Annotated in this window: 17 protein-coding genes; 16 read left to right on the top strand and 1 reads right to left on the bottom strand. The window is 64.9% G+C overall.

Translation table 11 applies throughout. The annotated features are described in order from the left end of the window. Positions 1-3: 3 nt before the first annotated feature. The 15 genes from RT662_RS07265 to RT662_RS07195 are packed head-to-tail and all read left to right on the top strand — an operon-like array spanning position 4 to position 14559. A complete protein-coding gene (locus tag RT662_RS07265; protein WP_313670044.1) occupies positions 4-945 on the top strand; it encodes a VOC family protein in 942 nt (313 codons plus the stop codon). Next, on the top strand, positions 942-1829 hold the full coding sequence (locus RT662_RS07260) for a CoA-transferase (protein WP_313670043.1): 888 nt from the start codon (positions 942-944) through the stop codon (positions 1827-1829). Before RT662_RS07265 ends, RT662_RS07260 begins: the two co-directional genes overlap by 4 nt. Continuing rightward, the gene (locus RT662_RS07255) at positions 1829-2614 is read left to right on the top strand and encodes a ketoacid CoA transferase (RefSeq protein ID WP_313670042.1); all 786 of its coding nucleotides are present in this window, start codon (positions 1829-1831) and stop codon (positions 2612-2614) included. Before RT662_RS07260 ends, RT662_RS07255 begins: the two co-directional genes overlap by 1 nt. Further along, positions 2611-3510, top strand: a complete 900-nt coding sequence (locus RT662_RS07250) for an enoyl-CoA hydratase (RefSeq protein ID WP_313670041.1) — start codon at positions 2611-2613, stop codon at positions 3508-3510. The genes RT662_RS07255 and RT662_RS07250 overlap by 4 nt, the downstream gene beginning before the upstream one ends. Positions 3511-3522: 12 nt before the next feature. Beyond that, positions 3523-4590, top strand: a complete 1068-nt coding sequence (locus tag RT662_RS07245) for a nitronate monooxygenase (protein WP_313670040.1) — start codon at positions 3523-3525, stop codon at positions 4588-4590. A gap of 3 nt (positions 4591-4593) precedes the next feature. Then, positions 4594-5343, top strand: a complete 750-nt coding sequence (locus tag RT662_RS07240; RefSeq protein ID WP_313670039.1) for an enoyl-CoA hydratase family protein — start codon at positions 4594-4596, stop codon at positions 5341-5343. Beyond that, positions 5343-6506 carry an acyl-CoA dehydrogenase family protein gene (locus tag RT662_RS07235; RefSeq protein ID WP_313670038.1) on the top strand — a complete coding sequence of 388 codons (1164 nt, stop codon included), beginning with the start codon at positions 5343-5345 and terminating at the stop codon, positions 6504-6506. The genes RT662_RS07240 and RT662_RS07235 overlap by 1 nt, the downstream gene beginning before the upstream one ends. Further along, entirely contained in the window at positions 6506-7450 is a 945-nt protein-coding gene (locus RT662_RS07230; RefSeq protein WP_313670037.1) for an acyl-CoA dehydrogenase, read from the top strand. Before RT662_RS07235 ends, RT662_RS07230 begins: the two co-directional genes overlap by 1 nt. An 8-nt stretch (positions 7451-7458) precedes the next feature. Further along, on the top strand, positions 7459-8610 hold the full coding sequence (locus tag RT662_RS07225) for an acetyl-CoA C-acetyltransferase (RefSeq protein ID WP_313670036.1): 1152 nt from the start codon (positions 7459-7461) through the stop codon (positions 8608-8610). A 7-nt stretch (positions 8611-8617) separates the two neighbouring features. After that, complete coding sequence (locus RT662_RS07220) at positions 8618-9529, top strand: SDR family oxidoreductase (RefSeq protein ID WP_313670035.1); 912 nt, start codon at positions 8618-8620, stop codon at positions 9527-9529. Continuing rightward, complete coding sequence (locus RT662_RS07215) at positions 9529-10581, top strand: acyl-CoA dehydrogenase family protein (protein WP_313670034.1); 1053 nt, start codon at positions 9529-9531, stop codon at positions 10579-10581. Before RT662_RS07220 ends, RT662_RS07215 begins: the two co-directional genes overlap by 1 nt. After that, positions 10578-11756: an acyl-CoA dehydrogenase family protein gene (locus RT662_RS07210; RefSeq protein WP_313670033.1), complete on the top strand. Its 1179-nt coding sequence runs from the start codon at positions 10578-10580 to the stop codon at positions 11754-11756. The genes RT662_RS07215 and RT662_RS07210 overlap by 4 nt, the downstream gene beginning before the upstream one ends. Beyond that, positions 11753-12538, top strand: coding sequence for an SDR family oxidoreductase (locus tag RT662_RS07205; protein ID WP_313670032.1), 786 nt, complete (start codon positions 11753-11755; stop codon positions 12536-12538). Before RT662_RS07210 ends, RT662_RS07205 begins: the two co-directional genes overlap by 4 nt. Beyond that, positions 12535-13011 carry a MaoC family dehydratase gene (locus tag RT662_RS07200; RefSeq protein ID WP_313670031.1) on the top strand — a complete coding sequence of 159 codons (477 nt, stop codon included), beginning with the start codon at positions 12535-12537 and terminating at the stop codon, positions 13009-13011. The genes RT662_RS07205 and RT662_RS07200 overlap by 4 nt, the downstream gene beginning before the upstream one ends. A 3-nt stretch (positions 13012-13014) precedes the next feature. Then, positions 13015-14559, top strand: a complete 1545-nt coding sequence (locus tag RT662_RS07195) for a FadD3 family acyl-CoA ligase (RefSeq protein WP_313670030.1) — start codon at positions 13015-13017, stop codon at positions 14557-14559. Here the strand turns inward: RT662_RS07195 and RT662_RS07190 are convergent, their stop codons facing one another. Then, on the bottom strand, positions 14560-15312 hold the full coding sequence (locus RT662_RS07190; protein WP_313670029.1) for an SDR family oxidoreductase: 753 nt from the start codon (positions 15310-15312) through the stop codon (positions 14560-14562). Between the two features lie 380 nt (positions 15313-15692). Here RT662_RS07190 and RT662_RS07185 point away from each other — a divergent pair. Next, a partial coding sequence (locus RT662_RS07185; RefSeq protein ID WP_313670028.1) for an IS110 family transposase occupies positions 15693-16441 on the top strand: 749 nt, incomplete at its 3' end.

Below are 16441 nucleotides of genomic sequence, written 5' to 3'. Positions count from 1 at the left end.
GCGATGGCAATCAAGGCGCTTGGCTACGTTGTGATTGGCACGCAGAAGCTGGCGGCCTGGCGCCGGTTTCTCCTGGACGTGGTGGGGATCATGCCCGCGGGCTCCGGGCCAGGCGGTGCCGAGCTCTACCGCCTCGATGATCGGCCCTTCCGATTCTGGATCGAACCCTTTGACGGCGAACGCCTGCTGGCTGCCGCCTATGAGATCAGCGATGCCGCGGCGCTGGAGGCTCTTGCGCAGCGACTGGTTGCTGCCGGTCATCCCGTCGCGCACGGCAGTCCCGCGATGGCCGCTGCACGCGGTGTGGATGCCTTCTTTCGCACCAGCGATCCGGCCGGAAACGGGCTGGAGTTTTATTGTGGCGACACCCGCGACAACGTCGTTTTTGTCTCGGCGCAAGGCGTGGAAGGCTTTGTCACCGGCGCATTGGGGATGGGCCATGCGGTGGTTGCTGCCCCCGATCTGGCAGCATCACATGCCTTCTATCGTGACGTCATCGGCTTTCACGATACCGACGTGCCGCGCTTCTATTTTGGCGGTGGCCCGCCTGATGATCCGGGCTTGGGGTTTGTCTTCATGCATGCCGACAATGGACGGCATCACAGCGTTGCCTTTGGCGAAAGTCCAGTGCCGCCGTCGGGCTGCATCCACCTGATGCTGGAGATGACCAACCTCGTTGATGTCGGGCGCTGCCACGACCGCATGCGCCTTGCCGGCGTGCCCGAAAGCGCGACCCTTGGCGGCCACGTCAATGACGAGATGACCAGTTTCTACATGCAGACCCCATCGGGATTTGACCTCGAGGTTGGCTGCAACGGTCTCGTCATCGATCCTGCCCGTTGGCAGCCAACATCTCACACCCGGATCAGCGAATGGGGTCACGTCTGGGCCTGGCAGGTGGAAATGGCCAAGGCCGCCGCCGCACAGGCCGAGGCCGCGGTATGACGGCCATGCTCGACAAGCGCATGTCTGCCGCCGAAATCGTCGGTCGGCTTGAAGATGGCATGACAATCGGCATCGGTGGCTGGGGCCCGCGCCGCAAGCCCATGGCCCTGGTGCGGGAAATCCTGCGCTCAGGTCTGAAGGATCTGACCATCGTGTCGTATGGCGGTGCCGATGTCGGCATGCTCTGTGCCGCTGGCCGGGTACGAAAGCTGGTCTTTGCATTCGTCTCGCTAGATGCCATTCCGCTTGAAGCCTGGTTCCGAAAGGCACGGGAAGCCGGCGCCATCGAGGTGATGGAACTGGATGAAGGCATGCTGCAGTGGGGACTAAAGGCGGCGGCCTTGCGCTTGCCGTTCCTGCCGACACGCGTTGGCCTTGGCACCGATGTCGTGCCGCTCGCCGGCCTGAGGACGGTAAAATCGCCCTATGCTGATGGTGAGGTGCTGGTGGCCATGCCGGCGCTGCGCCTTGACGCTGCCCTGCTGCACGTCAATCGCTGCGACTGGCGCGGCAATGTGCAGTTGCTGGGGCCTGACCTTTACTACGATGAATGGTTCGCCCGCGCGGCGGATGTCACGTACGTGTCAACCGAGGTGCTGGTTGACCGGATGGAGACGCATTTCCCCGCCGATGCTGCGACCAACCTGTTCGAGCGCAGCTTCGTCAAGGGCGTGACGCATCTACCTGGCGGTGCGCACCCGTCCAGCCTGCCACCGCTCCACGGGCCCGACATGGCGTGGTTCAAGGCCTATTCCGACGCTGCCAAAGACCCTGGCGACTGGGCCGGTGTGGCAGAGCGGTTTGTCGGCAAATCAGAAGCCGATTACATGGCCGGCATCGGCGGCCTGGAGGCAGTGGCGGCCACGCCGCTGGCGATCTACTGATGGTCACCCTTGCCGAACTTTGCATCCACGCCTGCGCCGAGGCCTTTTGCACGGACCGGGAAATCATTGCGACCGGCATCGGCCCAGTGCCACGACTGGGGGCGGGGCTTGCCAAGCTGACCCATTCACCCGGCCTGATGATGACGGACGGCGAGGCCTATCTGGTCGAGCAGCCGGTGCCGCTGGGCCCGCGCACAACCGCCCCCCAGCCGGCAGGTTATCTGCCCTTCTCGCGCTTTTTCGATGCCGCCGTCTGGTCAGGCCGGCGCCATGCCATCGTGACCCCGACCCAGATTGACCGTTTTGGCCAGACCAACCTGTCCTGCCTGGGCAGCGACCATGCTCGCCCGCGCACGCAGATGCTGGGGGTGCGTGGGTTTCCCGGCAACTCCATCCACCACCGCAACTCGATGTTCGTGCCGGCCCATGGCACCCGCACCTTTGTCGACGGCGAAGTCGATATGGTCTCGAGTGCCGGTTATAACCCGGCCAGACGCATGCCCGGTGCCGATTATGGCAACATCGATCTGCACCGCATCATCACCAACCTGTGCGTGATGGATTTTGGCGGGCCGGACCACGCAGTGCGCCTGATGTCGCTGCATCCCGGCGTCAGCGTTGAAGACGTGCAGACTGCCACCGGCTTCCCGGTCCTGGTCGAAGGCCATGTGCCCGAAACCAGCCTGCCCGACGCCAAGGCGCTGGCCATCATTCAATCGCTGGATCCCCACAATTTCAGGGCCAGCGTCATCCAGGGCAATCCGCCGGCGAGGAGAGAAAAATGAGCGAGGAGATTGTCGCGCGCCAGCCGCAGACACCGATCTACGAAACCGAAGAGCCGGTGACCTATCGGGCCGACGGCCCTGTCGCCTGGGTGATGATGAACCGGCCACCATTCCACAATGTCCAGAATTCGCAGATGACCTATGCGCTTGATGCAGCCTTCGCGCGAGCGATGGCAGATGATGTCATCAAGGTCATCGTGCTGGGCGGCGAAGGCAAGCATTTCTCGGCCGGGCATGACATCGGCTCGCCAGGGCGCGATCACCTGGTGCCGTTTGATCGGGCGTTCCTGTTTGGGGATCACAGCACGCGGCCCGGCGCCGAACTCCTCTACACCCGTGAGCAGGAAGTCTATCTGGGCATGTGCAGGCGCTGGCGGGAAATGGCCAAGCCCACCATCGCCATGGTGCAGGGCGCCTGCATCGCCGGTGGCCTGATGCTGGCCTGGGTGTGCGACCTGATCGTCGCATCCGACGACGCCTTCTTCCAGGATCCGGTGGTACGCATGGGCATTCCCGGCGTGGAGTATTTCGCCCACGGTTTCGAGCTGCCGCCACGCATCGCCAAGGGTTTCCTGATGCTGGGCGAGCGCATGCCGGCGGCGCGGGCCTACCAGTTCGGCATGATCAACGAGATGGTGCCGCGTGACCAGTTGCAGTCCAAGGTGTCGGCCATGGCCCACGAAATTGCCAGCCGTCCCCGGCTGGGCAACTGGTTGACCAAACAGGCCCTCAATCATGTGGAAGACCTCCGCGGCAAGCGCACTGCGATGGATGCCGTCTTTCACATGCACCACTTTGCTCACGCCCAGAACGATCTGGTCACCGGACACAGCCTGGGCGGACTCGACGGCGCGGCCATGGCCAAGGCCAACAAGCGCCAGGCCGGCGAAGGCTGACGGGCAATTGCCATGACAGATCCACTGGTCACGCCGCTGACGCGCCTCCTTGGCTGCCGCCTGCCCGTGGTGCAAACCGCAATGGGCTGGGTGGCAACGCCGGCGCTGGTGGCAGCGAGCAGTAACGCCGGCGCCTTTGGCTTCCTCGCCGCTGCGGTAATGCAGCCCGACGAACTGGAACGCGCCATTGCCGCGCTGCGCGAACAGACCCCACACCGGTTTGGCGTGAATTTCCACGCGTTCCAGCCAGGTGCCGGGCGGATCGTGGACATCATCCTTGCCAATCGTGATCGCGTGGCAGCGGTGAGTTTTGGGCGCGGCCCGGATGCGCGCATGATCGCCCGTTTTCGCGCGGCCGAGATCATCTGCATGCCAACGGTGGGCGCAGCCAAGCATGCCGAGAAAATGGTCCAGCTCGGCTGCGAGGCCATTACCGTGCAGGGCGGCGAAGGTGGCGGCCACACCGGCTCAGTGCCAACCACCATCCTGTTGCCTCAGGTCCTGGCCCGGGTAAACGTGCCTGTGGTCGCTGCCGGGGGTTTTGCCGATGGCGCCGGACTGGCCGCCGCGCTGGCTTGGGGCGCATCCGGTATCGCCATGGGCACCCGGTTCCTCATGACACGGGAAAGCCCGGTGCCGGCAGCTCCAAAGTCAGCCTATTGCGAGGCAGGGACCGATGACATCATCGTGACCCGCAAGGTCGACGGAGTGCCGCAGCGGTTGATCCGCAACGCCGCCCTCGCCCGCATCGAACGCGCTGGGCCGTTTGCGACCTGGCTCAGGGCATTGGATGCCGGCCTCGCCATGAAGTCGGCAACCGGCATGGGCTGGGGCGACGTCCTGCGCACCGCGCGCGGCATGACCAGCCATGGCGAGATGAGCCTGGCCCAGGCCCTGATGGCGGCCGCAGCACCCGTCCTGATCCAGCGCGCGGTGGTGAGCGGCGACGCCAAAGGCGGCCTGATGGCCACCGGCATGGTCGCGGGCAGACTGGCCGACCTGCCAAGCTGCGCCGAACTTCTGACTGCAATCGAAACCGACGCCCGCGCCCGCATCGCGGCCCTGTCCCGGGGGATTTGAGCCATGCCGATCACTGTGTCCGTGAACGACCGCATCGCTGAAATCCTGTTCGATGTGCCGCCCGTCAACGCCTTTGACAGCGCGACCTGGAACAGCATTCCGGCACTGATCACCGAGGCTGCCCGCCGGGAAGACGTGCATTGCATCCTGATCCGGGCCGAGGGTCGCGGCTTTTGCGGCGGTGTCGACATCAAGGAAATGCAGAAACATCCCGAGCGCATCACCCTGCTCAACCGCGGCAACTACCTCACGTTCAAGGCCATTCGTGATGCCGAAGTGCCGGTGGTGGTGGCCCCGCACGGCTTCATCATCGGCGGCGGCATCGGCATCTGCGGGGCGGCCGACACCATCATCGCGGCCGAGGATGCCTGGTTTTCGCTGCCCGAGGTTGATCGCGGCGCCATGGGCGGTGCCAGCCACCTGTCGCGCATGCTGCCGCTGCACAAGGTGCGCGCCGCCTTCTTCACCGGCGGCCAGATCCCGGCCAAGGAAGCCTGGCGGCTGGGGGCGGTGGAAAAACTCGTGCCCAGGGATCAGCTTGCCGCCGAGGCCCACGCCTTTTGCGCCGTCATCGCCACCAAGTCGCGCAAGGCACTGGTGATCGCCAAGGAGGCGCTGAACGGCCTTGAACCGCGCGATGTCGACCATGGCTATCGCTGGGAACAAGGCTTCACGCTGGAAATGTACATGCACGCGGATTCGCAGAGGGCGCGCGACGCCTTTGTCGAAACCGGCAAGGCGGCAGAGTTCTGATGCACCTCCAATACACCGACCGCCAGCAGGCCTTTCGCGCCGAAGTGCGCGCCTGGATGGCCGCGCACGTCCCGACAACGCCGCTTGTCACGCTGGAATGCCGCGAAGGTTTTGACCAGCACGTGGCCTGGGAACGCACCCTCGCGAGCGGCAACTGGGGCATGGTCACCTGGCCGGAAGAGTATGGCGGGCGCGGCCTCGACCTTATTGAATGGCTGATCTTTGAAGAGGAGTATTTCCGGGCCGGTGCCCCCTTGCGGGCCAATCAGAACGGCATTTTCCTGCTTGGGCCCACGATCATGGAATATGGCACGCCAGAACAGAAGGCGCGCTTCCTCACCCCCATGGCGCGCGGTGAGGTCATTTGGGCGCAGGCCTGGTCAGAACCCGGCGCCGGTTCCGACATGGCCGCGATCAAGACCAAAGCCGTTCGTGACGGTGACCATTATGTCATCACCGGGCAAAAGACCTGGTCCAGCCGCGCCAGCTTTGCCGATTGGGGGTTCGGCCTGTTCCGCACCGATCCCGATAGCAAGCGCCACAAGGGCTTGAGCTTCATCCTGTTCGATCTGAACAGCCCGGGCATCACCCGCAGGCCCATCCGGCAGCTGCACGGCCATCCCGGCTTTGCCGAGCTCTTTTTCGATGAAGTGCGGGTACCAGTGGAGAACTGCATTGCCGACGAAGGCAAGGGCTGGGACGTCGCGATGGCAACCGCCGGCTTCGAACGCGGACTCATGCTGCGCTCTCCGGGACGGTTCCAGGCAACGGCCAAGCGGCTTGTGGAGCTCTACCGTGGTCATGCGCCGAGCGCATCACCCGCAGCACGGGAAGCCGTGCTGCAGGCCTGGATGGACACGCAGGCCTATGCCTACAACACCTATGCCGTGGCCGCGCGTATCATGGCCGGTGGCCGCATCGGTGCCGAAGCCAGCCTCAACAAGATCTTCTGGTCGGAACTTGATCGCGCCATGCACCGCACTGCCATGCAACTGCTGGGGGCCGCCGCGGAATTGAAGCAGTTCGCCGATGGCACGGCCAACGACTGGCTGGACGGCTACATCTTCTCGCTGTCCGGACCCATCTATGCCGGCTCCAACGAAGTGCAACGCAACATCACGGCAGAGCGCCTGCTGGGCCTGCCGCGCGTGGGAGCCGGCTGATGGAGATGCTGATGGATCCGGCCCCGTCTGCCGACGCGCTGGCGCTGGCCGCAAGCGTCCGCGATTATCTTGCCGAAACCCATGGGCCCGACGTGTTGCGTCGGCTCGATGCCGGCTCCAGGCGAGACCCGGCCATCTGGCAGGGCCTGGTGGCCATGGGACTGCCCGGCCTGTTGGTGCCGGAAAGCGCCGGCGGGCTGGGTCTTGGCCTTGTCGAAGCCGCCCTGATCGCGGCCGAGTGCGGCCGGGCCTGCCTTGCCGAGCCGCTGGTGGACACGGCCTTCATCGCAGTGCCGTGGTTGCTGGCCGATGCGGATCATGCCGTCCTGGCTGATATTGCCTCTGGCAATCGCACAATCCCGTTGCCCCATGCCGTCAACCCGTGGGTGAGCGATGGCGAAGGGGTCGGTCTTGAAAGCGTTGATCCCTTGCGTCGACTCACGCCTGCCCCAGCCCATGTCGCAGCCGATGCTGTGTTGCTGAACCTGGGGGCACTGATGACGGCAGCCCAGTTGATCGGCTTGGCTGAGGCCATGCAGGATCAGGCCGTGGCCTACGCAAAGCTGCGAGAGCAGTTTGGCCAGCCGATCGGCGCGTTTCAGGCCATCAAGCATCAACTGGCCAGCTGTGCGGTCGCGATCGAATTCGCCAAGCCCGTTGTCTGGCAGGCGGCAGCCGCCATGGCCGCTGGCCGGCCAAGCGCCGCGATCCATGTCGGTCACGCCAAGCTCGCGGCCGGCGATGCGGCCTGGGCCATGGCCGAAACCGCCATCCAGGTACACGGCGCTATGGGCTACACTTACGAGGTTGACCTGCATTTCTGGATGAAGCGCACCTGGGCCCTGTGCGGCGCCTGGGGCAACCGCGCCTTCCACCTCGCGCGCCTCGACGATGCCATCCTCGGTGGCTCCCATCCCATTGGTCCCGAACACACATTCACCTGAGGACACCCATGCCTGACGCCTATATCATCGACGCGGTGCGCAGCCCCATTGGCCGCAAGAAGGGCAGCCTTGCCCATTTGCATCCCGCCGATCTTGCCGCCCACCCCATCGCCGCCCTCATGGCCCGCACCAAGATCGATCCGGGCGCAGTCGAGGACGTGGTGTGGGGCTGCTGCGACACCATCGGCCCGCAAGCAGGCGATATCGCCCGCACCGCCTGGCTGGTCGCTGGCCTTCCCACCCATGTGCCGGGCACCACAGTTGACCGCCAGTGCGGTTCTAGCCAACAGGCCGTGCATTTTGCCGCGCAAGGCGTAATGTCGGGCACGCAGGATCTGGTGGTGGCGGGCGGGTCGCAGGCTATGAACGCCATCCCGATCTCAGCTGCAATGCTGGCCGGCAGCCCCTATGGATTTGATAACCCGTTCAACACGTCGCCGGGCTGGATCGCCCGTTATGGCCCGGGGCTGCTCAACCAGATCCGCTCGGCGGAAATGATCGCGGAAAAATGGGCCCTGTCGCGCGAGGCAATGGAAGCCTTTGCCTGCGTCAGCCATGCCCGCGCCGATCAGGCAACGCGCGAAGGATGGTTCGCCGGTGAGATCGCGCCACTGGAAGGCCTGACCCATGATGAAACCATCCGGGCCGGCACCACGGCCGAAGGCCTGGCCGGCCTGCGCCCGGTGGAAGACGGCGGCCGCATCACTGCGGGCGTCGCCAGCCAGAACTGCGACGGCGCCGCATCCCTGCTGATCGCGTCTGCTCAGGCGGTTAAGGATCATGGCCTCAGCCCACGCGCCCGCATCCATCACATGAGTGTCCGCGCCGATGATCCGGTCTGGATGCTGACCGCCCCGATCGCCGCGACCCGCCATGCCCTGGCCAAGACCGGGCTGACCGTAGCCGACATCGACCTGTTCGAATGCAACGAGGCCTTTGCCAGCGTGCCCATGGCCTGGATGCAGGAACTCGAAATCCCGCACGAGAAAGTCAATGTCTGTGGCGGTGCCATTGCACTGGGCCACCCCTTGGGAGGTACCGGGGCGCGGCTGATGACAACGCTGTTGAATGCGCTGGAGCGCACGGGGGGGCGCTACGGCCTGCAAACCATGTGTGAAGGCGGCGGCCAAGCCAATGTCACCATCATCGAACGGCTGTGAGGACGCCATGACCGGACCAATTTGCGCAGGGCGAACCGTCATCATCACCGGCGCCGCGCGCGGCCTTGGCCGTGCCTATGCCCTGGCCTTTGCCGCCGAAGGCGCCAATGTCGTGGTGAACGATATCGGGACCTCGCTGAACGGCGAAGGGCGCGATACCAGCGCTGCCGACGCCGTGGTTGCCGAAATCGTCCGCGCGGGCGGCCAGGCGATCGCCAACCATGAGGATGTGACCGACTGGGAAGCCGCCAGACGCATCGTGGAGGCAGCGGTAGCAGCCTTTGGCGATTTGCATGTCGTGGTGAACAATGCCGGGATCGTGCGGGACCGCATGTTCGTGTCGGCCACGGTCGAGGAATGGGACGCCACCATGCATGTCCACCTGCGCGGGCATTTCTGCCTGTCGCGGCACGCAGTGGATTACTGGCGCAGCCGGCAGAAGGCGGGCCACCCGGTTGACGCCCGGATCATCAACACCTCTTCGGGTGCCGGCCTGCAGGGCTCGATCGCACAGGCAGCCTATTCCACCGCCAAAGGTGGTATTGCAGCGCTCACCCTGGTGCAGGCGGCGGAACTGGCCAGGTATGGCATCACCGCCAACGCGCTGGCGCCATCGGCCCGCACCCGCATGACGGAACAGGCCTTTGCCGAGAAGATGGCAACCGAAGGCCAGGGTTTCGACGTCATGGACCCGGCCAACATCGCACCTACCGTGGTTTGGCTGGGATCGGCGCATTCGGCCCATGTCTCGGGGTGCGTGTTCGAACTCGAGGGCGGGAAGATCATGATCGAGGATGGCTGGCGCGAAGGGCCGGTCATCGACAAGGGCACTCGCTGGGTGCCAGCTGAAGTCGGCGACGCCGTTGCCACCCTGCTGGCCAATCGCATGCCACCGCGCAAAGTATGGGGGACGGCCTGATGGAGTTTGCATTTACCGCCGAGCAGCAGATGATCGGCGAAACCGCACGCACCTGGTTTGCCGAGCAGGCAACATCGGCCCGCACCCGGGCGGCGATGGCCGGCGATGGCATGGATGCCGCACTGTGGTCCGGCTTCTGTCGCGAACTTGGCCTGTCGGGCGTGGCTTTGCCGGAGCATCACGGCGGTGCCGGATTGGGACTGGTTGAACTGGCCATCGTCGCCGAAGCCGCGGGCGCGCAGGTGGCCGCATTGCCGTTGCTGGGCCACGCCGCTGTTGCCCGTGCCATTGCAGCGGGTGGCAGCGAAGCCCAGCAAGCCCATTGGCTTCCCCGCCTGATTGGGGCTGACACCCTTGCGGCAGCGGCGCTTGATGCCAATGTCGCGCCCGATGGTGCTTCCCTCACCGGCAGCGCCGCGATGGTGCCCCATGGCGGCAACGCAGGCTTGTTTCTGGTCAGCAAGGGCAACCAGGCATGGCTGGTGCCGGCAGACACCGGCGTGAAGGCCCACACACCCGTTACCATGGATCAGACCCGGCCATTGGCGACCATCACGCTGGACGCTGTCGCAGCGGAGCCGCTGGCCGACTGTGCGGCGGCTCTCGCCGCAGCGCGTGCCACTGGCTGGGTGGTGCTGGCGGCAGAGGGCCTCGGCGTCGCGCAGGCGGCGCTCGATCGCACCGTCGCCTATGCGAAAGACCGTGTGCAGTTCGGGCGGGCCATCGGCTCGTTCCAGGCCTACAAGCACCGTCTGGCGGACATGATGATCGCCAACGAGCAGGCCCGTTCGGCGGTCTATTGGGCGGCCTGCGCCATTGACGAGGGCAGTGACGATGCATCGCTGGCCCTGCACGCGGCCAAGAGCTTTGCCGCCGACACCGCCTTCAAATGCGCCGCCGACATGATCCAGTTGCACGGCGGCATTGGTTTCACTTGGGAGCACGATGCGCACCTCTTCTTTAAGCGTGCCCGTTCGCTGCAGACCTTGATGGGAAGCGGCGCCTGGCACCGCGAGCAGGTGGCACGCATTGTGCTGGGAGACATGGCATGAAGTTGGGTTTCTCTGCCGCCGACGAGGCGTTTCGCGCCGAATGTGCGGACTGGCTGCAAGGCCAGATGGCTGGCGAATTTTCCGACATCAAGGGCATCACCAAGCTGACCGCCAAGCCGGAGCGCCGGCGCGAGTGGGAACAGCAACTGGCCGAGCATGGCTGGGCCTGCATCGGCTGGCCCAGGGCCTGGGGCGGACGTGACGCCACGCTGGCCCAGCAGGTGATCTTTGCCGAGGAATATGCCCGGGCCGACGTGCCGGGCCGGGTCAATCATATCGGCGTTGAATTGGCCGGCCCCACGATACTGGCCTTTGGCAGCGACAAGCAAAAACAGCGTTTCCTGCCCGGCATCGCCGCTGGCAAGACAATCTGGTGCCAGGGTTTCTCCGAACCCAATGCCGGCTCCGATCTCGCCAGCGTGCGCACCCGCGCCCGACTGGAAGGCGGGGAATGGGTGGTCAATGGCCAAAAGATCTGGACCAGTCTTGCCCATATCTCGGACTGGATCTTCGTTGTTACCCGCAGCGAGGAAGGCTCGGCCGGGCCGAAGGGTCTCACCTTCCTGATGATGAACCTGCACCAGCCCGGTATCGAGGTGCGGCCCATCCGCCAGATCAACGGCGATGCCGAGTTCAACGAAACCTTCTTCACCGATGCGCGCTGCCCGGCCGACAGCCTGATCGGTGCGGTGGGCGATGGCTGGCGCATTGCCATGGGCCTGCTCGCCTTTGAACGCGGCGTGTCCACGCTGGGCCAGCAAATGGGGTTTCGCAACGAACTGGACGGCATCATCGCCGCCGCCAAGGCCAATGGTGCCGCCCACGATCCCCTGATCCGCCAACGGATCGCCCAGGCCGAGATTGGGCTGAGGTTGATGCGCTATGGCGCGCTCCGGATGCTCTCGCAAACCGACCACTCGGCGATCGGCGGCGCTGCCCTGACCTACAAGATCCAGTGGGCCAGCTGGCGCCGCGGCCTGGGCGAACTGGCCATGGATGTGTTGGGGCAAGCCGGCGAAGTCAGCGAGTACGCGGATTATGAATGGGATATGCTGCCCAACCTGTTCCTCTATTCGCGCGCCGACACCATTTACGGCGGCACCAACCAGATCCAGCGCAACCTCATTGCCGAACGCGGGCTGGGCATGCCGCGTGAGCCGCGGGGCCAGGCATGAGCGCCGCCAACAGCCCGCCCTATCCACCTGCGCGCGGACTGCTGGCCGGCAAGACCGTGGTGATCACAGCTGCCGCCGGCACCGGCATCGGCTATGCCGTTGCGCGCCGCGCTGCCGAAGAAGGCGCCCGCCTGCTGATCAGCGACATTCACGAACGACGCCTGGGCGAGGCTGCTGAGCGCCTGACGAGGGAAACGGGTCAGGCCCCGCTCACCTGTGTTTGTGATGTGACGGTCGAAGATCAAGTGCAGACCCTCCATGCCGCCGCGCAAGCCGGGCTTGGCCATGTCGACGTGCTGATCAACAATGCTGGCCTTGGGGGCGAAGTGCCAGTCGTGGACATGACGGACGCGCAGTGGAGCCGGGTGCTGGATGTGACCTTGACCAGCGTGTTCCGTATGACCCGCGCGTTCCTGCCGAACATGCAGGCACGCGGGTGCGGCGCCATTGTCAACAACGCATCAGTCCTTGGCTGGCGTGCGCAAAAGGGCCAGGCCCATTATGCCGCTGCCAAGGCCGGCGTGATGGCGTTCACCCGCTGTTCCGCGCTGGAGGCGGCCGACCAGGGCGTGCGCATCAATGCCGTGGCCCCCTCCATCGCCATGCACCCGTTCCTCGCCAAGGTGACAAGCGACGAGCTGCTCGGCCAATTGGCCGCCCGCGAAGCGTTCGGTCGCCCCGCCGAGGTGTGGGAGGTGGCGAACGTGATGATCTTCCTCGCAAGCGACCTTGCCTCTTATCTGACCGGCGAGGTCATCTCGGTGTCGAGCCAGCGCGCATGAGCGAGACCACGCCCCCTCGGGTGTTCGCTACACCGGCCGCGCTGCTCGATGCCGTCGGCAGCCAGCTTGGCCCAACGGGATGGCTGCTGGTTGATCAACCCATGGTCGATGGCTTTGCCGCCGTCACCCGCGACCACCAATGGATCCACATCGATCCGGTCCGCGCCGCCCACGGCCCCTTTGGTGGCACCATTGCCCACGGCTATCTGACGCTCAGCCTCGTCAATGCGCTGCTGCCCGAACTGCTCGAGGTGCAGGGCTTTGCGCACGCCGTAAACGTGGGGGCTGATCGGCTGCGCTTCCTGAACCCGGTGCGGGTCGGCAAGCGCATCCGCGCGCGCGGCGAGATCATCGCAGCTACCCCGGAAAAGGGCGGGATACAGTCTGTCGTGCGGGTGACGGTGGAGATTGAGGATGCCGAGCGGCCCGCCTGCGTGGTCGATACCATCAGCCGCTATTTCCCAGTGGATTGAGCCATGCTGCGCCCATTGCCCCAGACCATTCCCCATGCCGTCGCCGCCGCCGGTGCGCGTTGGGGCGATGCGGTTGCGGTCATCGATGCCGGCGAGAGCTGGAGCTTTGCCGATCTGTCGCGGCACTGCCGGGCGGGCGCTGCCGCCATGATGGCCGCCGGCATCAGCGCTGGTGATCGAGTCGCCATCTGGGCGCCCAACTGTCGCGAATGGATCGTGGCCGCAGTTGGCGCCATGACAGTGGGTGCCGCCATCGTCCCGCTCAACACCCGGCTGAAAGGCCACGAAGCGGCCGATATCCTGCGGCGCACCTCGGCCCGGCTGCTGGTAACCATGGGCGAATTTCTCGGCACGGATTATCCGGCACTCCTGGCTGGCGAAGCGCTGCCGTCACTGGACCACACGATATGCATTGATCGGGAATGGGACGACTTCCTCGCCAGCGGCGCCGCCATAGCGCAAACCGCCATCGATGCCGCCATGGCCGGCATCGGGCCTGACACGATTTCCGACATCATGTTCACCAGCGGCACCACCGGCAGTCCCAAGGGCGTACTGATGACCCATGGCCGCATCATTCCGCAGTTTGGCACCTGGATTGAAAACACCGGCCTGTCAGCAGGTGAACGCTATCTGATCGTCAATCCCTTCTTCCACAGTTTCGGTATGAAGGCGGGCTGGGTGGCCTGCATTCTGGCCGGCGCCGTAATCGTACCTATGCCAATGTTCGATGTCGACGCCGTCATCGCTGCCATCGAACAGCATCGCATCAGCTTCCTGCCCGGTCCGCCCACCATCTTCCAGGGGCTGCTGGCGGCGCATGAGAAGGCGCCGTTCAATCTCTCTTCGCTACGCGGTGGCACGACGGGCGCTGCCGTGGTGCCGCCCGTGTTGATCGAGCGCATCAGGGCCGAGCTTGGCATGGCCGATATCATCACCGCTTATGGCATGACCGAATGCACGAACATCACCGGTTGCCGCCGCGGCGATCCGGCCGACCGGATCGCCACCACTTGCGGCGTTGCCGTTGCCGGCAACGAATTGCTTATCGTCGATGAGGAAGGCCAACCATTGCCCGTGGGGGAAGCAGGCGAGATCTGGGTGCGCGGCCCCGGCGTCATGCTGGGCTATGTGGATGATCCGGTCGCCACAGCCGAGGCCCTTGATGCCGCTGGCTGGCTGCACACCGGCGATGTCGGCCGGCTTGATGACGCCGGCTATCTTGCGATCACCGATCGCAAGAAGGACATGTTCATCACCGGCGGCTTCAACGTCTATCCGGCAGAGGTGGAAAAGCTGCTGCTGCGGCATCCGGGCGTGGCCGAGGTGGCGGTGATCGGGGTGGCCGACGAGCGCATGGGCGAAGTGGGCACCGCCTTCGTGGTGCTGCGTGCCGGCAGCGCAGCGACCGCAAGAGAGCTTGGCCAATGGTGCCGGACGGAAATGGCGAATTACAAGGTGCCCCGGCGCATCGAAATCGTCGCCCGCCTTCCAGTCAATGCCGCCGGCAAGGTGCTCAAAGACGAACTGCGGCGCCTCGCTGTCTGATTACTGCACAGTGGCGCCGCCATCCACCACCAGCGGATGCCCGGTAATGAAGCTGGCGGCATCCGAACACAGGAACAGCACGGCCGCTGCCACCTCTTCGGCACGGCCCATCCGGCCCATGGGAGTCATGCCATCGACGATCTTGCGCATTGCCGGGTCGGCCGTCAGCGGAGCCGTCATCGGGGTTTCGATGACGCCTGGGCACACTGCATTGACCCTGATGCCGGCCTTGGCCCAGCGCAGGGCGCCATGCCGCGTCAGCCCGACCACGCCATGCTTGGTGGCAACATAGGCCGGCTGCGCGGCATTGCCGGTCAAACCGTTGATCGACGATGTGTTGACGATGGCCCCGCCACCGGCCTTCAGCATCACCTCGGCCTCCTCGCGCATGCACAGCATCACGCCGGTCAGGTTGATGCCAAGGCTGCGCTCCCACACGGCATCGTCATATTCGCTGGCCGCAAGATTGGTGATGCCGGCATTGTTGTGGGCAAAATCCAGCCGCCCCCATGCCTCCACCGCCCGCGTCACCATGGCCTTGACGTCGCCGGCATCGGCAACATTGCAATGCTGGTAGAGTGCTTCGCCGCCAGCCGCCGCGATCATGGCCACCGTCTCGTTGCCGCCGGCATCGTTGACATCTGATACCAGCACACGCGCGCCACAGGCCGCAAATGCAATCGCCGTGGCGCGGCCAATACCGCCGCCCGCGCCGGTCACTAATGCCACCTTGGTGGAAAAATCATAAGCCATAGATCAAGCTTAGTGCGTATCATAAATATATCAAGGGCGCGCGTATCAATCTCTTCAGTCCGATTTCAGGAGCGTATCGCGTAAGGCTATGTCGGGTTTGATACGCAATTACGAGAAGGGACAGCCCGCTTGCTGTCAGGGCGTTTGACCGTCGTCGACAGTGAAGACCAAGCCTGTGACTTCGGCGCTGACGTCGGAGGCCAAAGAGAGCAGCATGGGGATCAAGCGCCTGCAATGTCATGATACGGCGGCGCGGAAAGCGCACCAGCAACGCTTTACCATAGGCAGAACCCCATATGTCCACGTTCAACGGGCGGCCATCTAGATGGGGTAACGGGCCGGCGGTATTCGGCTCTGTGAAGGGTTGGTGACCTCCCGGTATGATGGAGAACGGCGTCGGCATGGTGCTGCGCCAAGCATCTGGGGAGGCCACCGTGGGCTACTATACTGGCATCGATGTCTCGTTGGAACTGTCGCACGTGTGCGTGATGGACACGGCTGGCACAGTGGTGAAGGAAGCCAAGGTGGCCAGTGATCCGGATGCGCTGGTTGCCTGGTTTGTCGAGTTGGGCTTGCCGATGGAGCGCATTGGGCTGGAAGCTGGTCCGCTGTCGCAGTGGCTGTACGCCGGGCTGACCGCCGCCAAGTTCCCGGTCGTGCTTCTGGAGACGCGGCAAGTGCGCGATGCTTTCCGGTCGATGCCGGTGAAGACAGATCGCAAGGACGCCGGGGGGATTGCGCAGCTGCTGCGGCTTGGCTGGTTCCGGCCAGTGCACTGCAAGTCGCAGGACGCCCAGCAGACCCGGGTGTTGCTGACGGCGCGCAAGGCGTTGCAGTCGAAGTGGCACGATATCGAGATGTGCATCCGCGGCGTGTTGCGGGGCTTTGGCCTCAAGGTGGGGCCGACCACCCGCAAGAGCTTCGAGCCGCGCGTACGTGATCTCGTTTCCAGCAACCCGGCCATTGCCGACATTGCCGACGCCTTGCTGAAGGCTCGGGCTATCTTGGTCGAGCAGTTCAGGCGGCTTGATACCAAGGTGATCCAGCATGCGCGTCATGATGAACGCGCGCAGCTGTTGATGACCGTCCCTGGCGTAGGCACGCTGATCGCGACGACCTTTGTTGCGGC

It is taken from the genome of Sandarakinorhabdus sp. (assembly GCF_032115815.1).
GTDB lineage: Bacteria > Pseudomonadota > Alphaproteobacteria > Sphingomonadales > Sphingomonadaceae > Sandarakinorhabdus.
The sequence above is the reverse complement of the archived record's forward strand: the minus strand, read 5'-3'. Positions and strand labels throughout refer to the sequence as shown.

Bases quoted from the DNA above. Each gene is read 5' to 3' on its own strand.
- RT662_RS07190 (WP_313670029.1), bottom strand. From the start codon at position 15,312: ATGGCTTATGATTTTTCCACCAAGGTGGCATTAGTGACCGGCGCGGGC.
- RT662_RS07205 (WP_313670032.1), top strand. From the start codon at position 11,753: ATGAGCGCCGCCAACAGCCCGCCCTATCCACCTGCGCGCGGACTGCTG.
- RT662_RS07265 (WP_313670044.1), top strand. From the start codon at position 4: ATGGCAATCAAGGCGCTTGGCTACGTTGTGATTGGCACGCAGAAGCTG.
- RT662_RS07215 (WP_313670034.1), top strand. From the start codon at position 9,529: ATGGAGTTTGCATTTACCGCCGAGCAGCAGATGATCGGCGAAACCGCA.
- RT662_RS07255 (WP_313670042.1), top strand. From the start codon at position 1,829: ATGGTCACCCTTGCCGAACTTTGCATCCACGCCTGCGCCGAGGCCTTT.
- RT662_RS07200 (WP_313670031.1), top strand. From the start codon at position 12,535: ATGAGCGAGACCACGCCCCCTCGGGTGTTCGCTACACCGGCCGCGCTG.
- RT662_RS07240 (WP_313670039.1), top strand. From the start codon at position 4,594: ATGCCGATCACTGTGTCCGTGAACGACCGCATCGCTGAAATCCTGTTC.
- RT662_RS07195 (WP_313670030.1), top strand. From the start codon at position 13,015: ATGCTGCGCCCATTGCCCCAGACCATTCCCCATGCCGTCGCCGCCGCC.
- RT662_RS07225 (WP_313670036.1), top strand. From the start codon at position 7,459: ATGCCTGACGCCTATATCATCGACGCGGTGCGCAGCCCCATTGGCCGC.
- RT662_RS07210 (WP_313670033.1), top strand. From the start codon at position 10,578: ATGAAGTTGGGTTTCTCTGCCGCCGACGAGGCGTTTCGCGCCGAATGT.
- RT662_RS07220 (WP_313670035.1), top strand. From the start codon at position 8,618: ATGACCGGACCAATTTGCGCAGGGCGAACCGTCATCATCACCGGCGCC.
- RT662_RS07235 (WP_313670038.1), top strand. From the start codon at position 5,343: ATGCACCTCCAATACACCGACCGCCAGCAGGCCTTTCGCGCCGAAGTG.
- RT662_RS07245 (WP_313670040.1), top strand. From the start codon at position 3,523: ATGACAGATCCACTGGTCACGCCGCTGACGCGCCTCCTTGGCTGCCGC.
- RT662_RS07250 (WP_313670041.1), top strand. From the start codon at position 2,611: ATGAGCGAGGAGATTGTCGCGCGCCAGCCGCAGACACCGATCTACGAA.
- RT662_RS07230 (WP_313670037.1), top strand. From the start codon at position 6,506: ATGGAGATGCTGATGGATCCGGCCCCGTCTGCCGACGCGCTGGCGCTG.
- RT662_RS07260 (WP_313670043.1), top strand. From the start codon at position 942: ATGACGGCCATGCTCGACAAGCGCATGTCTGCCGCCGAAATCGTCGGT.